Genomic DNA, 22489 nt, shown 5'->3' with positions numbered 1-22489 from the left:
GCTCCCACTCCGCGTTAGTTAAGTCACCTCGACCCATAGGCCAATCGTGACCGCCCAGGCACGATCAGTCAGCAGATCTAAGAAACAGCACCTAGGCGGGGAGTAGGCGGTAGTGGAGACAGACGATTGTGGAGGTGTCGTTCACCTCGTGGCCCAAGGATGACCAGTAGCGCTGGTGGACGTCCCGCCAGTGCTGGATCGAGGTGAATCCTTCGCCTTCCGCCTCGGCGAACTCCCACGGCACTTCGGCGAACGGCACCAGCGCCACTGAGGTGATCTCGATCGTGGCGGCCTTCTCGCCGGCGTCATCCACGAGGATCAGGTGTTCGCCGACGTGTTCGACCTCTTCGCCCTCCGCCTCGTAGTCGAGGGGCAGGAGACCGGCGGTGGCGGTCTTCGCGCCTGAGAGGGTGAGGTCGGTCAGCAGGGTGCGCACCTTGCCGGGCGTGCCGAGGACGAGGACTCTGCGTCCGTCGATGCGGGGCCACATACGCGCATCCTAGAAGACGGGGATGATCTCCTCCGGGTCGATGACGTTCACCTCGACGCCTTCCAGGTCCAGTTCGGGAATGGCGGGGAAGGCGATGCCCCATCGTTCGACGATCGCGCGGACCTTCGCCATGGCCACGCGCCAGTTCTCCTTCTGTTCCTCGTACGACAGCACGCCCAGTCCCGCTTCCCTGGCGTGGTCCATCAGGACGCGGTGGTTGTCGAGGAAGTAGGGCGGGAGTTCCCAGAAACCTTCCGGAGGCTCCCAGAGAATCATGGAGAGGAACACGAAACCGGCCCGCAGCTGGCGGGTGATGAGGCTGCGGGTCTCGTCGGTGAGGCCCGGCCATTCGTTCTCCAGAATGGTCATGCAGATTTGCAGATGACGGGACTCGTCGAGGCCGATGCGCTGGAACATCTCGCCGAAGACCGGATGCCGGGTGCCTGTGGCCATGCCTCTGAACAGCGTGGACGCGGCCATCTCGCCCATCATGAAACTCGTGAACAGGACCGGTAGCGAGTATCTTCCGACGGCGCTGGTGTAGCCGTTCCAGTAGCGGCCGCCGTTGTGGTAGAGCCAGCCGATGTTGTTGTGGGCGGCCTTTTCGAGATCGTCTTCAGGGGTCCAGTTCAGGGGGCCGCCGGGCCACAGCCGGGCTATGGTGCGCTGGCAGCACTCCTCATGGTTCATCTCGTCGCGGGTGATGGAGAAGAAGCACTTCCGGACCGGGTCTTCCTCGTGTTTCTCGAAAGCCTGGATGGTTGCGCGGGCGAACACGGCCGGGCCCGAGGCGTCGAAATTGGCGAGGACGGCGAACCAGTACATGATGCCCAGGCGTTGTTCGCGGGTGAAGTCGTCCGGGTCGAGGCCGTCCCATGGGAGGTCGGCCGGGTTCCAGAGTTTGCGCTTGGACTTCTCGTAGATGGCCGCGAGTTTCTCGGTCTCCACGCGCCATTCCATCGGATAGATGTTGGGCTGCGGGATCTCCGGCGCGGGCCAGAAGCCGCCTTCCGGGATCGTGAGGTCCGCCATGGTTGTGACACCTCCCCTGCCATCCTGCGTGGCGGCGTCACGCCATGCAAGCTTCGCCGCGGCTCGGTGCGCACGTCGTCGTGCCAGGTCTTTCCCTACGAGCGGGTGCGCTGCGTGACGGCGACGCAGGCCAGGACGGCGAGTGCGGCGGCCACGGTGGCCGGGCCGAAGCGTTCGCCCATCAGGACCCAGGCCCAGATGAGGGTCAGCAGCGGCTGCGCCAGCTGGGTCTGGCCGGCTCTGGCTATGCCGCCTCTGGCCAGGCCGGCGTACCAGGGGATGAAGCCGAGGAACATCGAGATCAGCGCCACGTAGGCGAAGCCGGCCAAGGCGGGGGCGGTCGGCGTGATGGGGGTGGTGAGGGCCAGGACCGCGGTGATCACGGCGGTCAGCGGGAGGGAGAGGACGAGGGCGTGGCTGATCACCTGCCAGCCGGGGGTCGTCCTGGTCAGACGGCCGCCTTCGGTGTAGCCGAGCGCGGCTGACAGGAGGGCGCCGACCAGGAGCAGGTCCGGCCAGGCGGCTCCGGCCTGGCCTCGGGTGAGGGTGAAGGCGATGATCGCGGCGGCGCCGGCGGCGCAGGCGGCCCAGAACAGGGGGCGGGGGCGTTCGCCGGCCCGTACGACGGCGCAGGCGGCGGTCGCGGCGGGGAGCAGGGCGATGACCACGGCGGCGTGGGAGGTGCTGGCGCCCAGATCGAGGGCGAGGCTGCTGAACACCGGGAAGCCGAAGACCACGCCCAGGGAGATCACGGCGTAGGAGGGCCAGTGGCGGCGTGGCGGGAGGAGGGGCAGGCGGGCGGCCTTGAGGCAGACCAGGGCAATGAGGCCGGCGACGGCGGCGCGGCCGATGGCGACCAGCCAGGGGTCGAAGCCGCGCATCGCGTAGACGGTGCCGGGGAAGCTGCCGGAGAAGGCCAGGACGCCCAGGAAGGCCAGCATCGTCCCTTGCCGGGCGCGGGCGGCTGCGCCGGTGCCCTTCAGGGCGTCGCGAAGGGTGGGGGCGCCGTTCGAGGTCGCAGCGCCGTTCGAGACCCCAGCGCCGTTCGAAGTCGTGGTGCCCTTGGAGATCTCGGCGCCGTTGGAGGTGGCGGGTCCCTTCAAGAGGGCCGGAGGGAAGGCGGGAGGGGCGGCGGGCTCCAGGACAGGAGCTGGGGAGGTGGAGGGTGAGGTGCTGGTCCTGTCGGACGGGCTGGAAGAGGTGGCGGGGTTCTGAGGGGTGGCTGGCTGGTTGAGGGTGGCGGGAGAGCCGGGGGCGGGAGAGCCCGGGGCGGGAGGTGGGGTGGGGGTTGTCTTGGGGCGAGGGGTAGGTGGGGGTGCTACTGCGTTTCGAGCGGTAGCGCTATCCTTGTCCTTCATGACCAACGATAGCAGTATCGCCCAGATTGCTGCGATATTGCGGGAAGAGGCCGCCCGTTTGGGGCCTGGTGCGCGGCTTCCGTCCAGCCGGGAGATCATGCGGCGGCACAACGTCAGCCCCGTGACGGTCTCACGCGCCATCGGCCAGCTCGCCGCCGAAGGGCGTGTGGTGTCGCGTCCGGGAAGCGGCGCGTTCGTGGCGCCGCGGCAGGTCGTGCAAGGTCAGGACCTTCTGGACCTGTCCTGGCAGACGGTCGCCCTCGGCGACCGGGTGGTGGACGACGGGCCGGTGGCGGCGCTGCTCGCGCAGCCGCCCGAGGAGGTGGTGCCGTTGACCGGCGGCTACCTGAACCCGGGGTTGAGGCCGGACAGGCAGCTCGCGGCGGCCGCCGCGCGGGCGGTGCGCCGTCCGGACGTCTGGGCGACGCCGCCGTTGAACGGCCTGCACGAGCTGCGCGGCTGGTTCGCCCGCCAGGCCGGGGGCGACGTGACGGCGGCGGACGCGCTGATCGTCAGCGGCGGCCAGGCGGCGCTGACGCACGCGTTCAGGGCGCTGGCGGCCCCCGGGACGCCGGTGCTGGTCGAGACGCCCACCTATCCCGGAGCGCTGGCGGCGGCCAAGGCGGCCGGGCTGCGGGCGACGGCCGTGCCGATGGACCGCGACGGCGTACGGCCGGACCTGCTCGCCGAGGCGTTCGCCGTCACCGGCGCGCGGGTGTTCTTCTGCCAGCCCACCCTGCACAACCCCACCGGCGCGACGTTGCCTCTGGAGCGGCGCACGCAGGTGCTGGAGGTGGCCAGGGCGGCGGGGGCGTTCGTGATCGAGGACGACTACGCCCGCTACCTGTCCCCCGCCGCTCCCCCGTCGCTGGCCTCCATGGACGCGCACGGCACGGTCGTCAACGTGGGCTCGCTGACCAAGATCCTGTCCCCCAGCCTGCGGGTGGCGGCGGTCGTGGCCCGTGGTCCGGCCGCGCACCGGCTGCGGGCCAGCCAGCTCGTCGAGTCGTTCTTCGTGGCGCGGCCGTTGCAGGAGACGGCGCTGGAGTTCGTGGGCTCGGCGGCGTGGGGCAGGCATCTGAACACCGTGCACGCCGAGATCGCGACCAGGCGGGACGCGCTCGCCGCGGCGCTGGCGGCCCACGTCCCGGGAGCGGAGGTGCATCTGCTACCGATCGGCGGCCTGCACCTGTGGCTGCGGCTGCCCGCGGAGGTGGACGAGAACGCCCTGGTCGAGACGGCCCGGCGGTACGGGACGCTGGTGAGCCCGGGGCGGATGTACTACCCGTCGGAGCCGCCGGGCCCGCGGATCAGGGTGACGCACATGGCCGCCGCCAACCTGACGGTCCTGGCGGAGGGGGTGCGGAGGCTCGGGCGGGCGCTGGACGCACAGGCCCGGTGATCGGACGCCCGGTCCAGTGATGGGACGCCCGGTCCAGTGATCAGATGCCGGTTCGGGCGACGCGGACGCGCCCGGGCCGCGCTCACCGCCGCATGGGCCGCCCCCGCCTCAGTCGGTGGGCGGGGATCGACACGCGCGGCTCGACACGCGCGGATGAGCGGGCGCGGATGAGCGGGCGCGGATGAGCGGGCGCGGACGGGCGGACGGGCGGACGGCGGGCGGGCGGACGGCGGGCGGAGGCTGGCGCGGCTGGGCGGACGGCGGCGGGCGGCGGCGGGCGGCGGAGGATGTTGGAGCGGTCGTCGTACGGGTGGAGGGATGTGTCGGTGGGTGTTCGGCGATGTGCCCGGGAATCGTTCGCGCTCATGGTGTTCGATCCAGGTATGCGGTGACAACACCAAGACACGCGCATACCGGGCGTGGAAGCGGGGTTCGCGTCATCTCCAAGGCTCAAACACCGATACGGTGTAACTCGTGCCTTGTGGCACGAACGGCAGGCGAAGGAGCGGGCCGAGATGGCAGACGTAGGCGTCCGGGCGGCCCGGCGCGAGGATGTTCTCCAGGTTGCGAATACTCAGATCCGCGCCTGGCGCTACGGATATCGGGAGTTCCTCCCGGAAGGCCCACTCGAGCAGATGACGGGGCCGGCGGCCGAGAAGATGTGGCTGCGTCAGTGGGACGAGGCGATCGTCGCCCCGCCCGGCCCCTCGCACCGGGTGCTGGTCGCGGTGGAGACCATCCTCGACACCGAGGGTTTCCCCGCGCTGGGTGCGGGCGGCAGCGCGGCGCTGACGACCCCGCGCGGCGGCGAGCGGGTGGTGGGGCTGGCCTCGCACGCCCCCGCCGAGGACCCCGACCTGGATCCGGGCAGGGTCGCCGAGATGCTGACGCTGCTGGTCGATCCCGACTTCGTCCGCCGCGGCCACGGCAGCCGCCTGCTCAACGCCACCGTCGACTACCTGCGTGAGGACGGCTTCCGCCAGATCGTCACCTGGGTGTTCGCCGACAACTACGCTGTGCTCGGTTTCCTGGAGTCGGCCGGCTGGGGCGAGGACATGGCCGAACGCGTCCTCGACATGGGCCGTCCGATCCGCATGGTCAGGCTCACCACGGATATCAGCTAGAGGTTCGACAGCATGGCAACCCCCGGTCAGTGGATCGCAGGCGCGCGCCCGCGCACGCTTCCCAACGCCGTAGTCCCCGTCATGGTCGGTACGGGCGTGGCGATCGGCGACGGCGGATTCGTCTGGTGGCGCGCGGTCCTGGCGCTGCTCGTGGCGCTGTCCCTGCAGATCGGCGTCAACTACGCCAACGACTACAGCGACGGCATCCGCGGCACCGACGACCAGCGCGTCGGCCCGATGCGGCTCGTGGGCTCGCGGGCGGCCACGCCCCGGCAGGTCCTGACGGCGGCGCTGGGCTGCTTCGCGGTCGCGGCGGTGCTCGGGCTGGTGCTGGTGGTCGTGACGCGGGCGTGGTGGATCCTGCTGGTGGGGGTCGCGTGCATCGCGGCGGCCTGGTTCTACACCGGCGGCAAGCGGCCCTACGGCTATCGCGGCCTGGGCGAGCTGGCGGTCTTCGTGTTCTTCGGCGTGGTCCCGGTGATGGGCACCGCGTACGTGCAGACCGAGCAGCTGAGCTGGACGGCCTTCCTGGCCTCGGTCCCGGTGGGGTTGTTGTCCTGCTCGATGCTGGTGGTCAACAACCTGCGCGACGTCCAGACGGACGGCACGTCGGGCAAGCGCACGCTGGCGGTGGTGCTCGGCGCCGAGCGCACCCGGGCCTTGTACGTGTTGTGCCAGGTGGTGCCGTTCGTGGTGGCGCTGGCGATGATCGCGGTCACGCCGTGGGCGGCGCTCGCGGCGCTGGCCGCGCCGCTCGCGGTCACGCCGATCAGGACCGTGCTGGGCAAAGCCGTCGGGCCGGCGCTGATCGCGGTCCTGCAGCAGACGGGCAAACTGCAGATGGCGTACGGCCTGCTGTTCGCGGTCGGCCTGGCGATCACCCTGTAGCCAGTCACAGCGGTCGGCCTGGCGATCACCCTGTAGCCAGTCACAGCGATCGGCCTGGCGATCACCCTGTAGCCAGTCACAGCGATCGGCCTGGCGATCACCCTGTGGCCAGGTACGGCAGTCGGCTTGACGATCACTTTGTAGCCGGGGCACAACTGGCTCCCAGCACGCTCGTATGTCCCGATAACTCCCCAGGTCACCCCCCTACGGTTCACTGTGTGCGCACACACCCAGCGACCCTCAGGAGGGGCCATGGAACAACGCGGGATCGAACTGGTCTCGGCCGGCGAAAGGTACGGCCGCCCGCGTGACCTGCTTTTCCTCTGGTCCGGGACGACGATGGGCATCTTCACCCTCGTCTACGGCATCACGATCGTGGCGGCGTTCCAGCTCAGCTTCACGCAGGCGGTCATCGCGATCGTCATCGGCAACCTGCTGTCGTTCCCGCTGGTCGGCCTGACCAGCCTGCAGGGCCCGGCCACCGGCACCTCCACCATGGCGGTCTCCAGGGCCGCCTACGGCCCCAAGGGCGCCCGCGTGCTCAGCTTCTTCGGCTGGCTCAACATGGTGGGCTTCGAGGCCGGCGGCATGGTGCTCATCACGTTCGCGGCGCTGTCGCTGCTGGAGCAGGCGGGGGTGAGCGACCAGGGGCTCGGGCTCAAGGTCGTGGTGATCCTGGTGGCGGCGGCGATCCAGCTCGTGCTGCCGCTGATCGGGCACGCCGCGGTGATGAAGGCGCAGAAGTACTTCACCTGGGTGTTCGTCGTGCTGTTCGGCCTGATGGCGATCCTGATCGCGCCCAAGGTGGAGCTCGGGGGCGGCGGCGGGTCGGCGGACTTCGCCACGTTCACGATGGCGATCGCGATGATCATGTCGGCGGGCGGGCTGTCGTGGGGGCCGCTGGGCGGCGACTACTCCCGCTACCTGCCGGCGAACTCCTCCAGGAAGGCGGTCTTCGGGTACGCGGCCCTGGGCGGGTTCGTGCCGTACGTGCTGCTGATGACGCTCGGGGCGGCCGTGGCGACCGTGGTCAAGGACAACACCGACCCGATCTCGGGGCTGCCGGGCGCGCTGCCGCAGTGGTTCGTGGTGCCGTACCTGCTGCTGGCGATCGTGTCGCTGTTCGCGGTCAACACCACCGACCTGTACTCCTCGGGGCTGAACCTGCAGGCGGCCGGGATCAAGGTCAAGCGCTGGGTGGCGGTCGTCGGCGACCTCGTGCTCTGCGTGCTCATCACGTTCGTGGCGGTCACCTCGAACAGCTTCAACACCATGCTCAACAACTTCCTCGCGCTGCTGATCATCTGGCTGGCGCCCTGGGCCGGGGTCTACATCACCGACTGGCTGCGCAGGAGGGGACGCTACGACGCCGAGGCGCTGTTCGACGAGCAGGCGCCCGGCCAGGTCCGGTGGCCGGCGATCATCGCGCAGGTCCTGGGCATGGTGGCGGCGGCCCTGTGGATCAACTCGGCCGTCTTCGTCGGGCCGCTGTCGGAGGCGACGGGCGGCAGCGACTTCAGCATCTTCGCGGGCTTCCTGGTGGCCGGTGCGGCGTACGCGCTGCTCGTGCCGCGGCCCGCCGTACGGACTGTGGAGGCATGATGGACCGCGACCTGCTGGACGTGGCGTACGGGCGGCGGCCCGCGGACACGATCATCACGAACGGCACGCTCGTCAACGTGCTGACCGGCGAGCTCTACCCGGCCGAGATCGGCATCGTGGGCGGCCGGATCGCCGCCGTCGAGCCGGTGCTGGAGCGCGGCCCGGACACCGAGGTGATCGACGCCCGCGGCGGTTACCTGGTGCCCGGCCTGATCGACGGGCACCTGCACATCGAGTGCAGCAAGTTGTCGGTCACCAGCTTCGCCGACCTGGTGGTGCCGTTCGGCACGACGAGCGTGGTGTCGGGGCTGGACCAGATCCTCGTGGCCGAGGGGCTGCCGGGCGTCCGGCGTTTCCTGGACGAGTCGGCGGCGACCGGCATGCGAATCTGGTGGGGTGCACCCGCCAAGGCGCCCTACACCGTGCCGGAGTCGACCGTCGGGCATCCGTTCGGTCCGGCTGAGCACAGGATCGCCCACGAATGGCCGGAATGTGTGGGGATCTGGGAGACCGTCCAGGAGATGGTGGAACACTCCGATCCTGCCGTCATGGAGGCCCTCGACCTGGCCCGGGAGCGGCGGCTGCCGGTGTTCGGCTGCGCGCCGCTGTCCGACCCGCGCCGGATCAGCGGGCTGGCGGCGGCCGGGGTGCGGCTCGACCACGAGTCGTACTCGCACGAGGAGATGCTGGAGAAGCTGCGCCGCGGCATGTACGGCATCATCCGCGAGTCCTCCGTCGCCCACTTCCTCGACGAGAACATTAAGGCCGTGGCCCTGGCCGGCGCCCGCAGGCTGGCGTTCTGCACCGACGACGTGCACGCCGCCGACGTGCTGGCGGGCGGCCACATGGACAAGCTCGTCCGGATGGCGGTCGCGGCGGGGGTCGATCCGATGACGGCGATCCAGATGGCCACGGTGAACTGCGCGGAGATGTACCGCATCGACCACCTGGTGGGCAGCCTGTCCCCCGGCCGGTTCGCGGACGTGCTGATCGTCGACTCGCTGGAGGACTTCCGGGTCCGCGAGGTGATCGCGGGCGGCGTGCCCGCCGCCCGCGACGGCCGGATGGTCACGCCGACGCCCGCCCCCGAGCGCGGCCCGGTCCGGCCGTTCCCGATCTCCCCGGTCACCGCCGGCGACCTGGTGCTGCGCGCCGAGGGCGAGCAGGCGACCGTGCTGACCCTCGGCTTCACCGAGCAGGTCTTCGTCCGCCGCAGGCGCGACGTGACCCTGCCGGTGACCGACGGCGTCGTGGAGCCGTCCGTGGAGCAGGACGCGCTGCTCGTCACGGTCGTCGAGCGCTACGGCAAGACCGGCAACAAGCCGGTCGCCATGGTCAGCGGCATGGGCCTGCGGGCCGGTGCGATCGCCACCAGCGCGGCGCCCGACGACAACAACATCATCTGCGTGGGCGCCTCCCGCGAGGACATGGCGCTGGCCGTCAACACCGTCGCCGAGCAGGGCGGCGGCCAGGCCGTGGTGGTGGACGGCGAGGTGCGGGCGCTGCTGCCGCTGCCGGTCGGCGGCATCGTCTCCGACCTGCCGGCCGCCGAGATGGCGGTGCTGGAGGAGCGGCTCGACGACCTGGCCCGCGAGCTGGGCTGCACGCTGCCGGCGCCGCTGATGTACCTGTTCTTCCTGTCGATCACCGCGATCCCCGACTACGCCGTCACCGACCTCGGGCTGGTCGACTGCGTACGGCTCGAGGTCGTCGACCCCATCCTCACGGAGGTTTGATCATGAAGGACTTCATCGCCGGTCTCCCCAAGTGCGAGCTGCACCTGCACATCGAGGGCACGCTGGAGCCGGAGCTCAAGTTCGACCTGGCCCGGCGCAACGGCATCGCGCTGCCCTACACGTCGGTCGAGGAGATGCGGGCCGCCTACTCCTTCGACGACCTCCCCTCCTTCCTCACGGTCTACTACGAGGGCATGCAGGTGCTGCGCACCGAGCCCGACTTCTACGACCTGGCCATGGCCTACCTGCGCAAGGCCGCCGAGCAGAACGTGCGCTACGCCGAGATCTTCTTCGACCCGCAGGCGCACACCTCGCGCGGGGTGCCGTTCGACGTGGTGATCCGCGGGCTGCGGCGGGCGCTGATCGACGCCGACCGGCAGCTCGGCGTGCGGGCCCAGCTCATCATGTGCTTCCTGCGCGACTTCCAGGCCGAGTACGCGATGGCGACGCTGCTGGAGTCGCTGCCGTACAAGGAGTGGATCGTCGGCATCGGGCTCGACTCCGATGAGAAGGGCAACCCGCCGGCCAAGTTCGCCGCCGTGTACGAGCGGGCCCGCCAGGAGGGCTACCTGCTGACCATGCACTGCGACGTCGACCAGGACAACTCGATCGAGCACATCCGGCAGGCGATCGAGGACATCGGCGTCGACCGGATCGACCACGGCGTCAACATCCTGGAGGACCAGCGGCTGGTGGACCTGGTGCTGGCCCGCGGCATCGGCCTGACCTGCTGCCCGATCTCCAACGGGTACGTCACCGACTCCATGAAGGCCGAGGGCATCCGCAAGCTCATGGAGCTCGGCGTGCGGGTGACGATCAACTCCGACGACCCGGCGTACTTCAACGGGTACGTGGGCGAGAACCTGGTGGCGCTGCAGGAGGAGCTGCAGCTCACCCGCGAGGAGCTGGCCCGGCTGGAGCGCAACGCGTTCGAGATCACCTGGCTGCCGCGGCACCTGAAGGACGCCTACCTGGCCGAGGTCGACGCCTACCTCGCCTGAGAAGTCCCGGGAAAACCTCCGGCGGGGCCCGCTTAGAACCCCGCTGGAGGGGCAGGCTGTCTGGTCGCAGGCGTGAGCCGCAGCCGAGCGCGAGGGATTTGTTGAACAGGACCGCTGTTCCGGCCGGAATCGACGAGTTCGAACGGGCACTGGCGCGGAGTGTCGTCATCGCCGCCCGGGCGATGCCCGACTCTCCGCTGGTCAGCGTGACGTTGTGCACCGAACGCGGCATCCGTTCGGCGGCGTGCGCGCACGCCCGCGCCGGGATGCTCGACGGCATGCAGTCGGCGGCCGGGCGGGGGCCGAGCTTCGACGCGATCGAGGCCGGGCGCGCGGTCACGGCGGCCGGCCTGGCGGCCGGCGACGCCCGCTGGGGGTCCTTCTGCCCGCAGCCGCACGGGATCCTCAGCCTGCACGCCGAGCCGCTGACCTCCCAGGGGCGGCTGCTGGGCACGCTCAACCTCTACTCGGCGGGCGCGGGCGGCTTCGCCGCGCGGACGCACGTCGCGGCGCAGGTGAGCGCCTCGACGATCGGCGTGCTGTTCGACGTGGCGATCGGCGCGGCCCGTACGCGAGAGGTGGCGGCGCAGCTGAAGGAGGCACTCGGCACCCGTCCGGTCATCGACCAGGCGATCGGGATCGTCATGGCGCAGCGCCGGTGCACCGCGCACCAGGCGTTCGAGATGCTGCGCAACGTCTCCCAGGACCGCAACCTCAAGGTGCACCACGTCGCGGCGACGATCGTCCGGTCGGTGAGCGGCGGCCCGCCGCAGCGGCCGCGGTTCGAGGATCCGCCGCCCGACGACCACGGGCACCCGGCATAATCGCCCCATGCCCTCCTTTCTCGCCCACGACGGGACCGAGCTGGCCTATCACGTAACCGGGACGGGCGAGCCGCTGGTGTGCGTGCCCGGCGGTCCGGGCCGCGCCTCCCGCTACCTGGGCGACCTCGGCGGCCTGCCCCGGCGGCTGATCCGGCTGGACGGCCGGGGCACCGGCGACTCGGCGACCCCGGCCGACCCCGGGACGTACCGGTGGGACCGGCTGGCCGAGGACGTCGAGGCGCTGCGGGAGCACCTGGGGCTGGACCGCATGGACCTGCTGGCGCACTCGGCGGGCGCGAACGTGGCCGTCCGGTACGCCGGGCTGCGTCCGGCCCGCCTGAGGTCGTTGTGCCTGGTCGCGCCCTCGCCGGTCGCCGTGGGTCTCACCCCGACGGAGGAGGACTGGCAGGCCGGTCTGGAGCTGCGCGCGCACGAGCCGTGGTACGCCGCCGCCCTGGCGGAGTTCCTGGCGGACGAGGGCGTGGAGCGCCACCGGTTCTTCTACGGCCCCTGGACCGAGCGCGCCGCGGCCCATTCCGCCGGGGCCGAGGAGGAGTGCGGCGAGGCCGCGGCGGACGGCTTCTACGCGCCGTCCCCGGTGACGCCCGAGGAGGTCAGGGCCGGGCTGGCCGCGCTGGACGCCCCGGCGCTGCTGCTGACCGGCGACCTGGACGTCCACCCCTGCCGCCTGCACGCGCGGCCCTTCGCCGCCCTGTTCCGCGACGCCACGCTGGTGACGCTGCCCGGCGCGGGGCACTTCCCGTGGGTGGACGACCTGGGCGCGTTCGTCTCCGCGGTGTCCGGCTTCCTGGACGAGCTCGCCGGACGAGACGGCCTGACGCGCAGGGCATGATGGGGGTGGACGCCGGGACAGGAAGGACTCACCACGTGCGGCAGGAACTCGCGGTCACCAACGGGCAGGCCGCCGGGGTGCGCGGCGCGCTGGCGGGCAACCTGCGGCGCACGCGGCTGGCCCGGGGGTTCAGCGTCCGCGAGCTGGCCGAGCTGACCGGGGTGAGCAAGGCGCTGATCTCACAGATAGAGCGCGGCGTGGCCAACCCGACGATCGAGGTGCTGACCCGGCTGGCGGGGGCGCTGGAGCTCACCTTCGCCGAGCTGACCCGTACCCGGCTCGCCGAGCCCGAGGTGCTGCGCAGGAGCGAGGGCCTGCCGGTGGCGGTGGGCGACACGACCGTGCGCGGCCTGTTCGCGGCGGCCGACCGGCGGCGGTTCGAGCTGGCCGAGGGCGAGCTGCCGCCGCTGACGCGCAGCGCCAGGAGCGCCCACGGGCACGGGTCAGTGGAGCACGCCTACGTGGTGTCCGGCGAGGTGACGGTCGAGAGCGACACGTGGTCGGTGCGGCTGGGCGAGGGCGACGCGGTGCGGTTCGGGGCCGAGGTCGACCACGTCTACGCAACCGGCGAGCGCGGCTGCCGGATGCTCACGCTGATCTCCTACGACTAGCCGGGCCAGCGGCTGCTTCCGTCGGGCACGCTGGCCAGCAGCTCGCGGGTGTAGGGGTGGGCGGGGGCGTCCAGCACCCGGTCCACGTCGCCGGTCTCGACGCATTCGCCGGCCCGCAGCACGTACAGGCGGTCGGCGAGCTGGCGGACGACGGCCAGGTCGTGGGTGATGAACAGCAACCCCATGCCCAGGCGTTCCTTGAGCCCGGCGAGCAGGGTGAGCACCTGCGCCTGCACGGAGACGTCGAGGGCGGAGACGGGCTCGTCGCAGACCAGCAGGCGGGGCTCGCCGGCCACGGCCCGCGCGATGGCCACGCGCTGCCGCTCGCCGCCCGACAGGCCGGCCGGGCGCTTGCGGGCGAGTGCGGGGTCGAGGCCCACCAGGCGCAGCAGCGCGCCGACGTCCGTGGGGCGTCCGTCGGCGGCGAGCGCCTCCTTGAGCGTCGCACCGACGGTACGCGCCGGGTTGAGCGTCGAGTACGGGTCCTGGAAGATCATCTGTGCCGTCCGGCGGGCCTGGCGCACCGCCTGGCGGGACATGCGGGTGGGGTCGGAGCAGTCGAGCCCGTCGAGGGTGACGACGCCCGCGTCGGGGCGTTCCAGGCCGGTGACGCAGCGGGCCAGCGTGGTCTTGCCCGACCCCGACTCGCCGACGACGGCCACGACCTCGCCCGGCGCCACGGTCAGGTCCACACCGGCCAGGGCCGGCCGCGACGCGCCCGCGTACGTCTTCCGCAGGCCCGTCACCGCCAGCAGGGGCGCGGCGGCGGTGCGCGGCGGCGACGGCACGCCCGGCGGGGGCGGCGGCGCCTCGGGCAGCGCGGCGGCCCGTACGCAGGCCGACAGGCGGACCTCCGCGCCCGGCACCGGAACCAGGGCAGGGACGCCCGCGCGGCACTCCTCCCCCGCGTGCGCGCACCGGTCGGCGAACCCGCAGCGCCCGGCCACCGCGTCGTGGGCCGGCACCGAGCCCGGCACGGACGGGATGACCGGCAGCCGCCGGTCGGCGGGCGGCTCGGCGGCCAGCAGCGCCCGCGTGTACGGATGCCGCTGCTCCTTGCGCAGCTCGGCGGCGCGCCCGACCTCCATGACCCGGCCCGCGTACATGACCACGACCCGGTCGCACATCGAGAACGCCAGCCGCAGGTCGTGCGTGATGAGCAGGAACGTCATGTCCCGTTCGCGCTGGATGCGGCGGATGAGGGCGAGCACCTCGCGCTGCGTGGTGGCGTCGAGGGCGGTGGTCGGCTCGTCGGCCAGCAGGATCCGCGGCGCGGCGGCCAGCGCGCAGGCCAGGCCCACCCGCTGCCGCATGCCGCCGGAGAGCTGGAACGGGTAGCGGCCCGCCACCTCGCCCGGCAGGCCCACCTCGGCCAGCAGCCGAGGCACCTCGGTCTTGGGGTCGGCGCCGTCCGGCAGGCCGTCGGCGATCTGCTTGCCGGCCCTGCGCAGGGGGTTGAGCAGCGTGAACGGGTCCTGCATGAGCAGCGAGATCGTGCCGCCGCGCTGCCGCCGCCTGGCCTTGAGGTCGTCGTCGACCCGCCGCCCGTCGATCTCGACCAGGCCGGTGGACTCCAGCCCGGCGGGCAGCAGCCCGAGCAGCGCGCGGACGGTCAGCGACTTGCCCGAGCCGGACTCGCCCACGATCGCCACCGACTCGCCGGCGGCGACCTCGAAGGACACCTGCGACAGCAGCGTACGGCCGGTGTCCGGCTGCCGTACGGTCAGGTCGGCCACCCGCAGCATGGTCACCGGGCCCTCCGCTCGAAGCGTTCGTGCAGCCAGTCGCCCACCAGGTTGAGCGCGGCGGCGGTGACGATCACGGCCAGGCCGGGCGCGATGACCGCCCACGGGTTGGCCAGCAGCTGGGTGCGGTTGTCGGCCAGCGTGCGCCCCCAGTCGGGCGATCCGGCCGGGACGCCCAGGCCGAGGAAGGACAACGACGACAGCGAGACCAGGGCGAAGGCGAAGTTCAGGAAGGCCGAGGCCAGGCTGACCGGGACGATGTTCGGCCAGATGTGCCGGGTCATGATCCGCCAGGACGACAGGTTCTTGAGCAGCGCCGCCTCGACGTAGGGCCGGTGCCGCTGCTCCAGGACCGCGCCGCGCACCACCCGCGTGTCGGTGGGCGCGAACAGCACCACCAGCACGGCGACGGCCAGGCCGTAACCGCCGCCCAGCACGCCCGCCACGACGATCGCGACCAGCAGCGCGGGCAGCGAGAACATCAGGTCGGCCCAGCGCATGACCAGGGTGTCCGGCCAGCCGCCGAAGTAGCCGGCGGCCAGGCCGAGCAGGTTGCCGATCAGCATGGACCCGGCGGCCACGGCGAACGCCCCCGGCACGGCGGTGCGGGCCCCCGCAACGAGCAGGCTCAGCACGTCGCGGCCCAGGTCGTCGGTGCCGAGCGGGTGGCCGGGGCCGGGCATGGAGATGCCGGTCATCAGGTCCTGGGCGGTGGCGCCGGGGACCAGCCAGGGCGCGAACGCGGCGGCGGCCACGACGACCACGAGCACGGCCAGCGCCAGCGGCACGGCGATCGGGAACCGGCGGATCACGGCACGCCCGCGCGTACGGGCAGGCGCGGTCACGACGGCCCCCCGCCGAGCCGCACGCGCGGGTCGGCCACCGAGTAGGCGACGTCCACCAGCAGGTTGACGGCGGCGATCAGGAGGGTGAGCAGCAGCGCGAGCGCCTGCACCACCGGCACGTCCTTGAAGGTGACCGAGTCGACCAGCAGCGACCCGAGCCCCGGCAGCGCGAACGTGACCTCCACCAGCACGGTCCCGGCGAGCATGCCGGTGACGACGAGCCCGGCCGCGGTCAGCACGGGCACCAGCGAGTTGCGCATGGCGTAGCCGAGCACGACGGGCGCGCTCAGGCCGCGGGCGCGGGCGAAGACCACGTAGTCCTGGTCGAGCTCGCGGACGAGCGCGGCCCTGCTGAAGCGCAGCAGCATCCCGGCCGCCCCGGCCGCCAGCGCGACGGCGGGCAGCGTCAGGTGCCACAACTCGCTCGCGAACCCCTCCCCCGTGCCGTAGACGGGGAACCAGCCGAGCCCGAGCGCGAACACCACGAGCAGCAGCAGGCCGACCGCGAACGGCGGCGCGCTCAGCCCCACCACCCCGGCGGTCACCACCAGGCGGTCGCTCGCCCGGCCCTTGCGCAGCGCGCCCAGCACGCCGAGCGGCAGGCCCGCCAGCGCGGCCAGGAGCGTGCCGTAGCCGGTCAGGACGAGCGTGCGCGGCAGGCGTTCGCCGAGCATCCCGGAGACCGGCTGGCCGGTCCTGATGGAGGTGCCGAGGTCGCCGCCGAGCACGCCGCCGAGCCAGCGCAGGTACTGGACGGCGACGGGGTCGTCGAGGTGGTAGCGGCCCCGCAGGGCGGCGATCGTGTCGGCGGTGGCCGGACGGGTGCCGAGCAGGGTCTGCTGGATGTCGCCCGGGGCCAGGTAGAGCAGGCCGAACACGCCGGCCGACAGCAGCAGCACGACGGCCGCGGTGCCCGCGGACCTGCGCAGCAGGAACCCGGCCCAGCCCATCACAACACCCCGCCCCCGGTCAGCCAGCCGATCACGCGCTCCGCCGCGTCCCTGCGGTGGGCGGGCTCGACCAGCTCGTGACCCTCCCGAGGGTAGAGGACCAGCTGAGTGCTCACGCCCGCCGCCGACCAGGCCCGATAGAGCTGTTCCGCCTGGCCGGGTGGGGTGGTGCGGTCGCGCTCGCCGTGCAGGATCAGGGTCGGGGTGGCGGCCTTGGCGGCGTGGTGCACGGGTGAGCGGGCGGCCAGGCGTTCGCGTCCCTCGCTGGTGGCCGGGTCGGCCCCGGCGTGGTAGAGCGGGTCGAAGCCGCCCGCGAGGTTGCTGGCGGTGGAGAAGCTCAGCCAGTCGCTCACGCCGGACATGACGACGGCGGCGCGGAAGCGGCTCGTGCGGGTGACGGCCCAGGCGGTCAGGTATCCGCCGTAGCTCAGGCCCATGACCGCGGTCCGGCCGGGGTCGGCGACACCCGCGGCGACCAGGTGGTCCACGCCGGCCAGCACGTCGTCCAGGTCCGCCGCGCCGACCTGGCCGATGACCGCGCGGGCGTAGTCCTGGCCGCGGCCGCTGCTGCCTCTGGGGTTCGGCAGCAGCACGGCGGCGCCGGCGTGCGCCAGCGGCACGGCGAGCTGGTTGGACTCGGCGGGCGCGAACGAGCTGGACCACAACCAGGTGGGCCCGCCGTGCACCATGACGACCAGCGGCCTGGGTCCCTCTCCGGCGCCGGGGGTGGTGAGCAGCAGGCCGCTGACCGGCAGGCCGTCGCGGCCCGTCCAGGTGATCTCCTCCTGGTGCGCCGCCAGTCCGGCCAGGCCGGCGTTGAGCGCGGTGACCGCACGCCAGTCGCCTTCCCGCAGGACGGCCACGGCGACCTCGGGCGGCTGCTCGGGGCTCTCCCAGCAGGCCGCGGCCACCGTGCCGGTGCGGTCCACGGACAGCGAGGGCTGGCCGTCGCGGCCGCCCAGCGTTCCCCGGGCCGTCCAGCGGCTCAGGACGCGGCCGTCGGCGGCGCTGAGCACCCCGCCGTGCACGCCGGTGCCCGACCAGCCGGTGAACCACAGGGTGTCGTCGTCCAGCCAGCCGAGGTCGGTGACGTCGTCCAGGTCGCCCAGGTAGGCGACCTGCCCCGTGACCAGGTCGGCCCGCAGGACGCGGCCCGAGACGATCGACAGCCCCTCGACCACCACGGCGGCCCGTCCGCCCGGGGCCAGCCGGGGCCGGGCGAGCTGCCAGGACGTGCGGTGCAACGTGCGCACCTCGCCGTCCTCGATCAGGTCGAGCCGGGGCCGGTAGTACCCGGCGGGCGTCTCGTCTTCCGAGGTCACGGCCAGGGCGCGGCGTCCGCGCCAGTCGGCGTCCCACACGGTCAGGCCGGGCAGCGCGAGCTCGCGCGGGCGGTCGTCGCCGATCTCGAACCAGGCCAGGCGGCGCAGCCGCCCGCCCGGCGTCAGGACGAAGGGGTCGGACGGGTCGTGCACGCGCAGGCCCAGGTGGCTGCCGTCGCGCTCGCTGCCGGGGTCGGCCAGCCGGACCAGGACGGTGCCGTCGTCGCCGGGGATCAGGTCCTCGATCTCGCCGTCGACGCGGGCCCGCCAGCCGTCGACGGCCAGCTCGGACGGCGACGGCGTGCGCAGCAGCCGCCCGTCGGGCAGCCAGCGGACCGGGCCGTGGCAGTCGCCCGCGGCCTCCATGGCGCCGTCGAGCCCGACGACGTACGCGACGCCGTCGATCACGCAGGCGACGCGGTCGCCGCCGGGGTGCAGCGACACCGACTCGGGATAACGCAACCCGGCCAGCGCCTGATGCACGTCGATGGGGGCGCGCGTGCCGGCCGCCCGGCTCGCGTGGATGGCGTCGGTCATCAGCGTGCGGCCACCTTCGTCGCCCACGGGCCGACGAAGAAGTAGGGACCGAAGCCCTCGGCGGCGACCGCCCTGCCGAACGCGGTGGCCGCCTCGCCCCACCACAGCGGCTGGTACGGCACGTCCGCCGCCGCCCTGACCAGCGCCTGGCCGAGCAGCTTGCCCCGGGCGGCGTCGTCGGTGCCCGCCTTGGCCTGGTCCAGCAGGCCGGTCACCTCGGCGTTGTCGTACTCGGCGATGTTGGTGCCGTTCTCGCCGGTGGCGCCGCCGTGCAGGAGCTGCTGGACGTACTCGGCGGGGTCGCCGGTGGTGGCGAAGTACCAGCCGAGGTAGACGCCGGAGCCGTGCTTGCCGAGGTCGGCGATCCACTGTTCGAGCGGCACCTCCTTGACCTCCAGCGTGATGCCGATGGTCTTGAGGTTCTCGGCCAGGGTGAGCGCCGCCCGCCCGAGCTGCGGGCCGCTGCTCGGGTACGTGAGCGTGTCGGCGAACCCCTGCGGCGTGGCCGACTTCGCCAGCTCGGCCTTGGCCTGGGCCAGGTCGAAGCCGTACTGGGGGATGGCCGCGTACAGGGCGGTGACCTCGGCCTCGTCCAGCACGCCGCCCCACTGGGCCGGGTCCGGGATGGCGGTGGCGACCTTGCCGTGGCCGCGCAGCACGCTCCTGACGATGCCCTCGCGGTCCACGGCGTGGGCGACGGCCCGGCGCACGTGCACGTCGTCCCAGGGCTTCTTGGCCGTGTTGAAGGCCAGCGTGACCAGCGAGCGGTCGGCGGCGGTCAGCACCTGCGCGCCGGGCACCGCCTTCCACTGGTCGATCTGCTCGGCCGGCACGTTGAGCGCGACGTCCACGTTGTCGCCGCGCATGGCCAGCAGCCGCGTGGACTCCTCGGGGATGAAGTCGATCCTGATCTGCCGGAAGGCCGGCTTGCCGCCCCGGTAGGCGTCGTTGCGCTCCAGCGTGACGTGCGAGTCGGGGGCGAACTCGGCCACCTTGTACGGCCCCGTCCCCAGCAGCTTGCCCTCCGGCGTGCCGATGCGCTCGCCGGTGGCCTCGATGAACTTCGCGCTGGTCACCAGCAGCGTGCCGGGCGTGGGCACCCACGCGAAGGCCGCGTCGGGGCTCTTGAGCTTGATCGTCACCTCGGCGTCGCCGGTGGCCTCGATCGTGTCCACGTTGGCGTAGGCGTAGGCGAAGGCGGTGGTCGAGCCCTTCTTGGCGTGCAGGTTCAGGCTGGCGACCACGTCGGCGGCGGTGAGCGGGCTGCCGTCGGAGAACGTCACGCCGGGGCGCAGCTTGTAGACGTAGGTGGTGGCGTCCTTCCTGGCCCAGGACTCGGCCAGGGACGGTTGGAGGCTGCCGTCCGGGCCGACGCCGACCAGGGACTCCTGCACGAGGAGGGCCACGACGTAGTTCATGATGCCCGCCTCCTTGGCCGCGTCCAGCGACCCGATGGAGGAGGGCAGCGCGACGCGCAGGACGTCGAGGCTCTTCTTGGCGGCCGTCCCCGCCTCCTGCTCGGCCGGCCCGCACGCCGACAGCAGGCCGGGCAGCACGGCGAGCGCCCCCGCGAAGGCGGCGGACCGCAGGACAGAACGCCGGGAGACAGGCAGATCGGTCACCGGGGACCCTACTTTCACACGACCGGTCAACCCGCCTAGCTGCAGTGTCTACCGGTAAACTCCAGTTGGCACATGAGAGTATTCGGCGTCTGCGCCACCAGTCAAACCCACCTAACGAATCGGAAATACATGATCACCGTGTACAGCGCTCCCTGGTGCGGTCACTGCCACCGGCTGAAGGCGCAGCTCTCCCGCGCCGGCATCCAGTACACCGAGATCGACGTGGACGAGACCCCCGGCGCCGTCGACCTCATCGCCGAGCTCAACGGCGGCTCCTGGCTCATCCCCACGGTCGTCTTCCCGGACGGCTCCGCCCTGGTCAACCCGGGTGTGGAGGAGGTGCGGGCGCGGCTCAGCGCATCCTGAGGGCCAGCATGAAGTCGACCCGCTCGTCCCAGGAGTTGAGCGACCTGCCGGTCAGCTCCTCGATCCGGCGCAGCCGGTAGCGCAGCGTGTTGACGTGCACGTGCAGGCGCTCGGCCGTGGCCGCCCACGAGCCCGACTCCTCCAGGTACGCCTGCAACGTCTCCAGCAGGTCCGTCTGGTTGGCCGCGTCGTACGACTCCAGCCGCCCCAGCAGCCGCGACCGGAACGCCCGGCGCAGCTCCCCCGGGATGGCGGCCAGCAGCGTGCGATGGGAGCTGACGTCGTCGCCGGTGATCACGCTGACCCGGTCGCCGCTCAGGCCGGCCAGCGTGAGCGCGTGCCTGGCCTCCTCGATCAGGCTGCTCAGCGCCGCCGGACCGGTCGTCACGCTGCTCACCCCGAGCGTGATGCGGCCCTGGCCGAGCCCCGCCTCCAGGGTGCGCGCGCCCTGGAGCACGTGGGCCGTCAGCTCGTCGGCCGTGTTGCCCGCCAGCGGGACGAGCGCGACCGCCTCGGCGGGGCCGGTGGCCGTGACGATGCCGGGCGCCAGCGGCCGCAGCAGCTCGTCCAGCACGGGCACGGCGACCTCGCCGCCGCCACCGTCGTCGAGCCGCGCCGACAGGGCGACGGCCAGCAGGCCGTGCTCGGTCTCCACGTGCAGCGTGTGCAGCCGCGACACCACGCCGGGCAGCGCCGCGTCGCCCGACTCCAGCAGCGTCAGGAGCTGGTCGAGCACCCGCCGCTCGATGCGCTGCGCCGCCTCCAGCCGCGAGCGCTCCAGCGCCACCAGCGCGGCCAGCTCGACGACCAGGTCCTCGTTCTCGCCCTGCACCTGCTCCCCCGCGTACGCCAGGAACCAGTTGGCGATGCGGTGGGGCGCCCCCTTGCTGACCGGGAACACCGACAGCGCCGTCCCGTCCTCCTGCGTCACCATCCCGGGCAGGAACCGCGCGGTCAGGAACGTGTGCGCCAGCCGCAGCCGGGCCGCGGCGTCCAGCGGCTGGGAGCCGACGACCACCCGGCCCGTGGGCGAGAGCACCCAGCAGGGCACGTCCAGCTCGCCCGCCACCGCCGTGACGAGCTTGGTGAGGCTGCCGCCGTCGACCAGGGTGCTGGCCAGCCGCCTGCGGGCGGCGTACGCGGGCCGCGGCGGCGTGCCCAGCTCGGCGATCAGGGCCCGCAGGACGTGCTCGGTGACCTGGCTGAACGGCACGTCCACCGGCAGGGTGAGCAGCGGCAGCCCGGCCTCGGCGCAGGCGTCGATCAGGTCGGCCGGCGGCACCTTGAGCGCGGTGCCGGCGACCAGCGCCGCCACGTCCCCGAGCTTGGCGACGAAGTCGCGCGAGGAGGCCGGGCCGGTGTGCCAGGTCAGCTCGGTGAGCACCAGCTCGCCCGCCTTGACGAACATGGCCGGGTCGGGCAGGTCGGTCGTGGCGACGCCGCGTACGCGCCGGTCGAGCAGATCATGCCCGGTCAGCACCTTCAGGGCGAGCTGGCCGGCCTGGAGGAGGTCCCTCAGCCGCATGGCCAGCCCTCCCGGCGCCAGGCCGCGTCCCAGAACATCCACTCGTAGCGGGCCGTGGTGAGCGCGCGGTCGAGCAGCCGCAGCCGCTCCTCGCCGGCCGGCGCCAGCCCGTCCAGCAGGTCGAGCACTCCCGCCACGGTCTCCTGGTAGCCCTCGCCGCCGTAGGTGTCGATCCACCAGGCGTAGAGCGGGTCGGGAGAGGACCGGCCGAGCAGGGTCTCGCCGACCCGGGCGTAGATCCAGTAACAGGGCACGATCGCGCCCAGCGCCTCCGGGAACGTGCCCAGCGAGCACGTGCGCACCAGGTACGAGGTGTACCCGACCGTCGTGGGCCCGGCGGGCGTCCTGCGCGCGTCGGCCTCGTCCAGCCCGAACGCGGCCAGCAGCTCCACCACGAGGCTGTGCTCCACCTCGACGGTCATGGCGGCGTCGCGGGCGAAACGCTGCACCCCGGACGGCTCCGGCGAACGCGCCGCGCACGCCGCCAGCGCCCTGGCGTAGTCGGGCAGGAAGTGCGCCTCCTGCACCACGTAGTGGCGGAACGCCTCCCGCGGCAGGGATCCGTCGGTCAGCCCCGACAGGAACGGGTGGGCCAGGATCTGGTCGTACACACCGCCGACGACCTGCCACAACTCATCACGAAACCGGCTCACCCG

21 protein-coding genes are annotated in these 22489 nt (G+C 72.6%); 11 read left to right on the top strand and 10 right to left on the bottom strand.

What is annotated here, in order from left to right:
• Nucleotides 1-91: 91 nt before the first annotated feature.
• The 3 genes from ACFYUV_RS48100 to ACFYUV_RS48090 all read right to left on the bottom strand — a co-directional run bounded on the left by ACFYUV_RS48100 (nucleotide 92) and on the right by ACFYUV_RS48090 (nucleotide 2625).
• Nucleotides 92-490, bottom strand: a complete 399-nt coding sequence (locus ACFYUV_RS48100; protein WP_387682112.1) for an ASCH domain-containing protein — start codon at nucleotides 488-490, stop codon at nucleotides 92-94.
• 9 nt (nucleotides 491-499) lie between these two features.
• Entirely contained in the window at nucleotides 500-1522 is a 1023-nt protein-coding gene (locus tag ACFYUV_RS48095; RefSeq protein ID WP_358298383.1) for a hypothetical protein, read from the bottom strand.
• 95 nt (nucleotides 1523-1617) lie between these two features.
• Nucleotides 1618-2625, bottom strand: a complete 1008-nt coding sequence (locus ACFYUV_RS48090) for a DMT family transporter (RefSeq protein ID WP_387682108.1) — start codon at nucleotides 2623-2625, stop codon at nucleotides 1618-1620.
• A gap of 253 nt (nucleotides 2626-2878) precedes the next feature.
• Here ACFYUV_RS48090 and ACFYUV_RS48085 point away from each other — a divergent pair, with 253 nt between their 5' ends.
• The 10 genes from ACFYUV_RS48085 (at nucleotide 2879) to ACFYUV_RS48040 (ending at nucleotide 12921) form a co-directional block, all read left to right on the top strand.
• Nucleotides 2879-4282 (top strand): PLP-dependent aminotransferase family protein, encoded by a 1404-nt coding sequence (locus ACFYUV_RS48085; protein ID WP_387682105.1) that lies wholly within the window; start codon nucleotides 2879-2881, stop codon nucleotides 4280-4282.
• Between the two features lie 318 nt (nucleotides 4283-4600).
• Nucleotides 4601-4753, top strand: a complete 153-nt coding sequence (locus ACFYUV_RS48080) for a CGNR zinc finger domain-containing protein (RefSeq protein ID WP_387682102.1) — start codon at nucleotides 4601-4603, stop codon at nucleotides 4751-4753.
• A 164-nt stretch (nucleotides 4754-4917) separates the two neighbouring features.
• Entirely contained in the window at nucleotides 4918-5406 is a 489-nt protein-coding gene (locus tag ACFYUV_RS48075; RefSeq protein ID WP_352320766.1) for a GNAT family N-acetyltransferase, read from the top strand.
• A 12-nt stretch (nucleotides 5407-5418) separates the two neighbouring features.
• Complete coding sequence (locus ACFYUV_RS48070) at nucleotides 5419-6294, top strand: 1,4-dihydroxy-2-naphthoate polyprenyltransferase (RefSeq protein ID WP_387682099.1); 876 nt, start codon at nucleotides 5419-5421, stop codon at nucleotides 6292-6294.
• A gap of 252 nt (nucleotides 6295-6546) precedes the next feature.
• Nucleotides 6547-7896: a cytosine permease gene (locus ACFYUV_RS48065; RefSeq protein ID WP_364340261.1), complete on the top strand. Its 1350-nt coding sequence runs from the start codon at nucleotides 6547-6549 to the stop codon at nucleotides 7894-7896.
• The gene (locus ACFYUV_RS48060; RefSeq protein ID WP_387682096.1) at nucleotides 7893-9632 is read left to right on the top strand and encodes an adenine deaminase; all 1740 of its coding nucleotides are present in this window, start codon (nucleotides 7893-7895) and stop codon (nucleotides 9630-9632) included. The genes ACFYUV_RS48065 and ACFYUV_RS48060 overlap by 4 nt, the downstream gene beginning before the upstream one ends.
• A 2-nt stretch (nucleotides 9633-9634) precedes the next feature.
• Nucleotides 9635-10633, top strand: a complete 999-nt coding sequence (locus tag ACFYUV_RS48055) for an adenosine deaminase (RefSeq protein WP_387682093.1) — start codon at nucleotides 9635-9637, stop codon at nucleotides 10631-10633.
• 101 nt (nucleotides 10634-10734) lie between these two features.
• Entirely contained in the window at nucleotides 10735-11457 is a 723-nt protein-coding gene (locus ACFYUV_RS48050) for a GAF and ANTAR domain-containing protein (protein ID WP_387682090.1), read from the top strand.
• A gap of 7 nt (nucleotides 11458-11464) precedes the next feature.
• Nucleotides 11465-12310: an alpha/beta fold hydrolase gene (locus ACFYUV_RS48045; RefSeq protein ID WP_387682087.1), complete on the top strand. Its 846-nt coding sequence runs from the start codon at nucleotides 11465-11467 to the stop codon at nucleotides 12308-12310.
• Nucleotides 12311-12345: 35 nt separating this feature from the next.
• Complete coding sequence (locus tag ACFYUV_RS48040; RefSeq protein ID WP_387682084.1) at nucleotides 12346-12921, top strand: helix-turn-helix domain-containing protein; 576 nt, start codon at nucleotides 12346-12348, stop codon at nucleotides 12919-12921.
• On the opposite strand, the gene ACFYUV_RS48035 is transcribed toward ACFYUV_RS48040, so the two are convergent.
• Genes ACFYUV_RS48035 through ACFYUV_RS48015 form a run of 5 tightly spaced genes read right to left on the bottom strand, consistent with a single transcriptional unit; the run spans nucleotide 12918 to nucleotide 19942 of the window.
• A complete protein-coding gene (locus ACFYUV_RS48035) occupies nucleotides 12918-14666 on the bottom strand; it encodes an ABC transporter ATP-binding protein (RefSeq protein ID WP_387682134.1) in 1749 nt (582 codons plus the stop codon). The two genes, ACFYUV_RS48040 and ACFYUV_RS48035, sit on opposite strands and share 4 nt — an antisense overlap.
• A 2-nt stretch (nucleotides 14667-14668) precedes the next feature.
• Complete coding sequence (locus tag ACFYUV_RS48030) at nucleotides 14669-15511, bottom strand: ABC transporter permease (protein WP_387682081.1); 843 nt, start codon at nucleotides 15509-15511, stop codon at nucleotides 14669-14671.
• Nucleotides 15508-16461 carry an ABC transporter permease gene (locus tag ACFYUV_RS48025; RefSeq protein ID WP_387682077.1) on the bottom strand — a complete coding sequence of 318 codons (954 nt, stop codon included), beginning with the start codon at nucleotides 16459-16461 and terminating at the stop codon, nucleotides 15508-15510. Before ACFYUV_RS48025 ends, ACFYUV_RS48030 begins: the two co-directional genes overlap by 4 nt.
• The gene (locus ACFYUV_RS48020; RefSeq protein ID WP_387682075.1) at nucleotides 16461-18320 is read right to left on the bottom strand and encodes a prolyl oligopeptidase family serine peptidase; all 1860 of its coding nucleotides are present in this window, start codon (nucleotides 18318-18320) and stop codon (nucleotides 16461-16463) included. The genes ACFYUV_RS48025 and ACFYUV_RS48020 overlap by 1 nt, the downstream gene beginning before the upstream one ends.
• On the bottom strand, nucleotides 18320-19942 hold the full coding sequence (locus tag ACFYUV_RS48015) for an ABC transporter substrate-binding protein (protein ID WP_387682072.1): 1623 nt from the start codon (nucleotides 19940-19942) through the stop codon (nucleotides 18320-18322). Before ACFYUV_RS48015 ends, ACFYUV_RS48020 begins: the two co-directional genes overlap by 1 nt.
• Nucleotides 19943-20014: 72 nt before the next feature.
• On the opposite strand from ACFYUV_RS48015, the gene ACFYUV_RS48010 reads away from it, so the two are divergent.
• Nucleotides 20015-20308: a glutaredoxin domain-containing protein gene (locus ACFYUV_RS48010; RefSeq protein ID WP_387682070.1), complete on the top strand. Its 294-nt coding sequence runs from the start codon at nucleotides 20015-20017 to the stop codon at nucleotides 20306-20308.
• On the opposite strand, the gene ACFYUV_RS48005 is transcribed toward ACFYUV_RS48010, so the two are convergent.
• Both ACFYUV_RS48005 and ACFYUV_RS48000 read right to left on the bottom strand, forming a co-directional pair.
• Nucleotides 20295-21833 (bottom strand): PucR family transcriptional regulator, encoded by a 1539-nt coding sequence (locus ACFYUV_RS48005; protein WP_387682067.1) that lies wholly within the window; start codon nucleotides 21831-21833, stop codon nucleotides 20295-20297. The genes ACFYUV_RS48010 and ACFYUV_RS48005 overlap by 14 nt on opposite strands.
• Nucleotides 21824-22486: a TenA family protein gene (locus ACFYUV_RS48000; RefSeq protein ID WP_387682064.1), complete on the bottom strand. Its 663-nt coding sequence runs from the start codon at nucleotides 22484-22486 to the stop codon at nucleotides 21824-21826. The genes ACFYUV_RS48005 and ACFYUV_RS48000 overlap by 10 nt, the downstream gene beginning before the upstream one ends.
• Nucleotides 22487-22489 lie beyond the last annotated feature (3 nt).

This window comes from Nonomuraea sp. NPDC003560 (assembly GCF_042878785.1).
Taxonomy (GTDB): Bacteria; Actinomycetota; Actinomycetes; order Streptosporangiales; family Streptosporangiaceae; genus Nonomuraea.
This window is presented reverse-complemented; position numbering and strand designations above follow the sequence as displayed.

Excerpts from the sequence above, each read along its gene's own strand:
- ACFYUV_RS48100 (WP_387682112.1), bottom strand. The coding sequence starts at position 490 with ATGTGGCCCCGCATCGACGGACGCAGAGTCCTCGTCCTCGGCACGCCC.
- ACFYUV_RS48095 (WP_358298383.1), bottom strand. The coding sequence starts at position 1,522 with ATGGCGGACCTCACGATCCCGGAAGGCGGCTTCTGGCCCGCGCCGGAG.
- ACFYUV_RS48085 (WP_387682105.1), top strand. The coding sequence starts at position 2,879 with ATGACCAACGATAGCAGTATCGCCCAGATTGCTGCGATATTGCGGGAA.
- ACFYUV_RS48080 (WP_387682102.1), top strand. The coding sequence starts at position 4,601 with ATGTGTCGGTGGGTGTTCGGCGATGTGCCCGGGAATCGTTCGCGCTCA.
- ACFYUV_RS48075 (WP_352320766.1), top strand. The coding sequence starts at position 4,918 with ATGACGGGGCCGGCGGCCGAGAAGATGTGGCTGCGTCAGTGGGACGAG.
- ACFYUV_RS48070 (WP_387682099.1), top strand. The coding sequence starts at position 5,419 with ATGGCAACCCCCGGTCAGTGGATCGCAGGCGCGCGCCCGCGCACGCTT.
- ACFYUV_RS48065 (WP_364340261.1), top strand. The coding sequence starts at position 6,547 with ATGGAACAACGCGGGATCGAACTGGTCTCGGCCGGCGAAAGGTACGGC.
- ACFYUV_RS48060 (WP_387682096.1), top strand. The coding sequence starts at position 7,893 with ATGATGGACCGCGACCTGCTGGACGTGGCGTACGGGCGGCGGCCCGCG.
- ACFYUV_RS48055 (WP_387682093.1), top strand. The coding sequence starts at position 9,635 with ATGAAGGACTTCATCGCCGGTCTCCCCAAGTGCGAGCTGCACCTGCAC.
- ACFYUV_RS48045 (WP_387682087.1), top strand. The coding sequence starts at position 11,465 with ATGCCCTCCTTTCTCGCCCACGACGGGACCGAGCTGGCCTATCACGTA.
- ACFYUV_RS48035 (WP_387682134.1), bottom strand. The coding sequence starts at position 14,666 with ATGCTGCGGGTGGCCGACCTGACCGTACGGCAGCCGGACACCGGCCGT.
- ACFYUV_RS48025 (WP_387682077.1), bottom strand. The coding sequence starts at position 16,461 with ATGGGCTGGGCCGGGTTCCTGCTGCGCAGGTCCGCGGGCACCGCGGCC.
- ACFYUV_RS48020 (WP_387682075.1), bottom strand. The coding sequence starts at position 18,320 with ATGACCGACGCCATCCACGCGAGCCGGGCGGCCGGCACGCGCGCCCCC.
- ACFYUV_RS48010 (WP_387682070.1), top strand. The coding sequence starts at position 20,015 with ATGAGAGTATTCGGCGTCTGCGCCACCAGTCAAACCCACCTAACGAAT.
- ACFYUV_RS48005 (WP_387682067.1), bottom strand. The coding sequence starts at position 21,833 with ATGCGGCTGAGGGACCTCCTCCAGGCCGGCCAGCTCGCCCTGAAGGTG.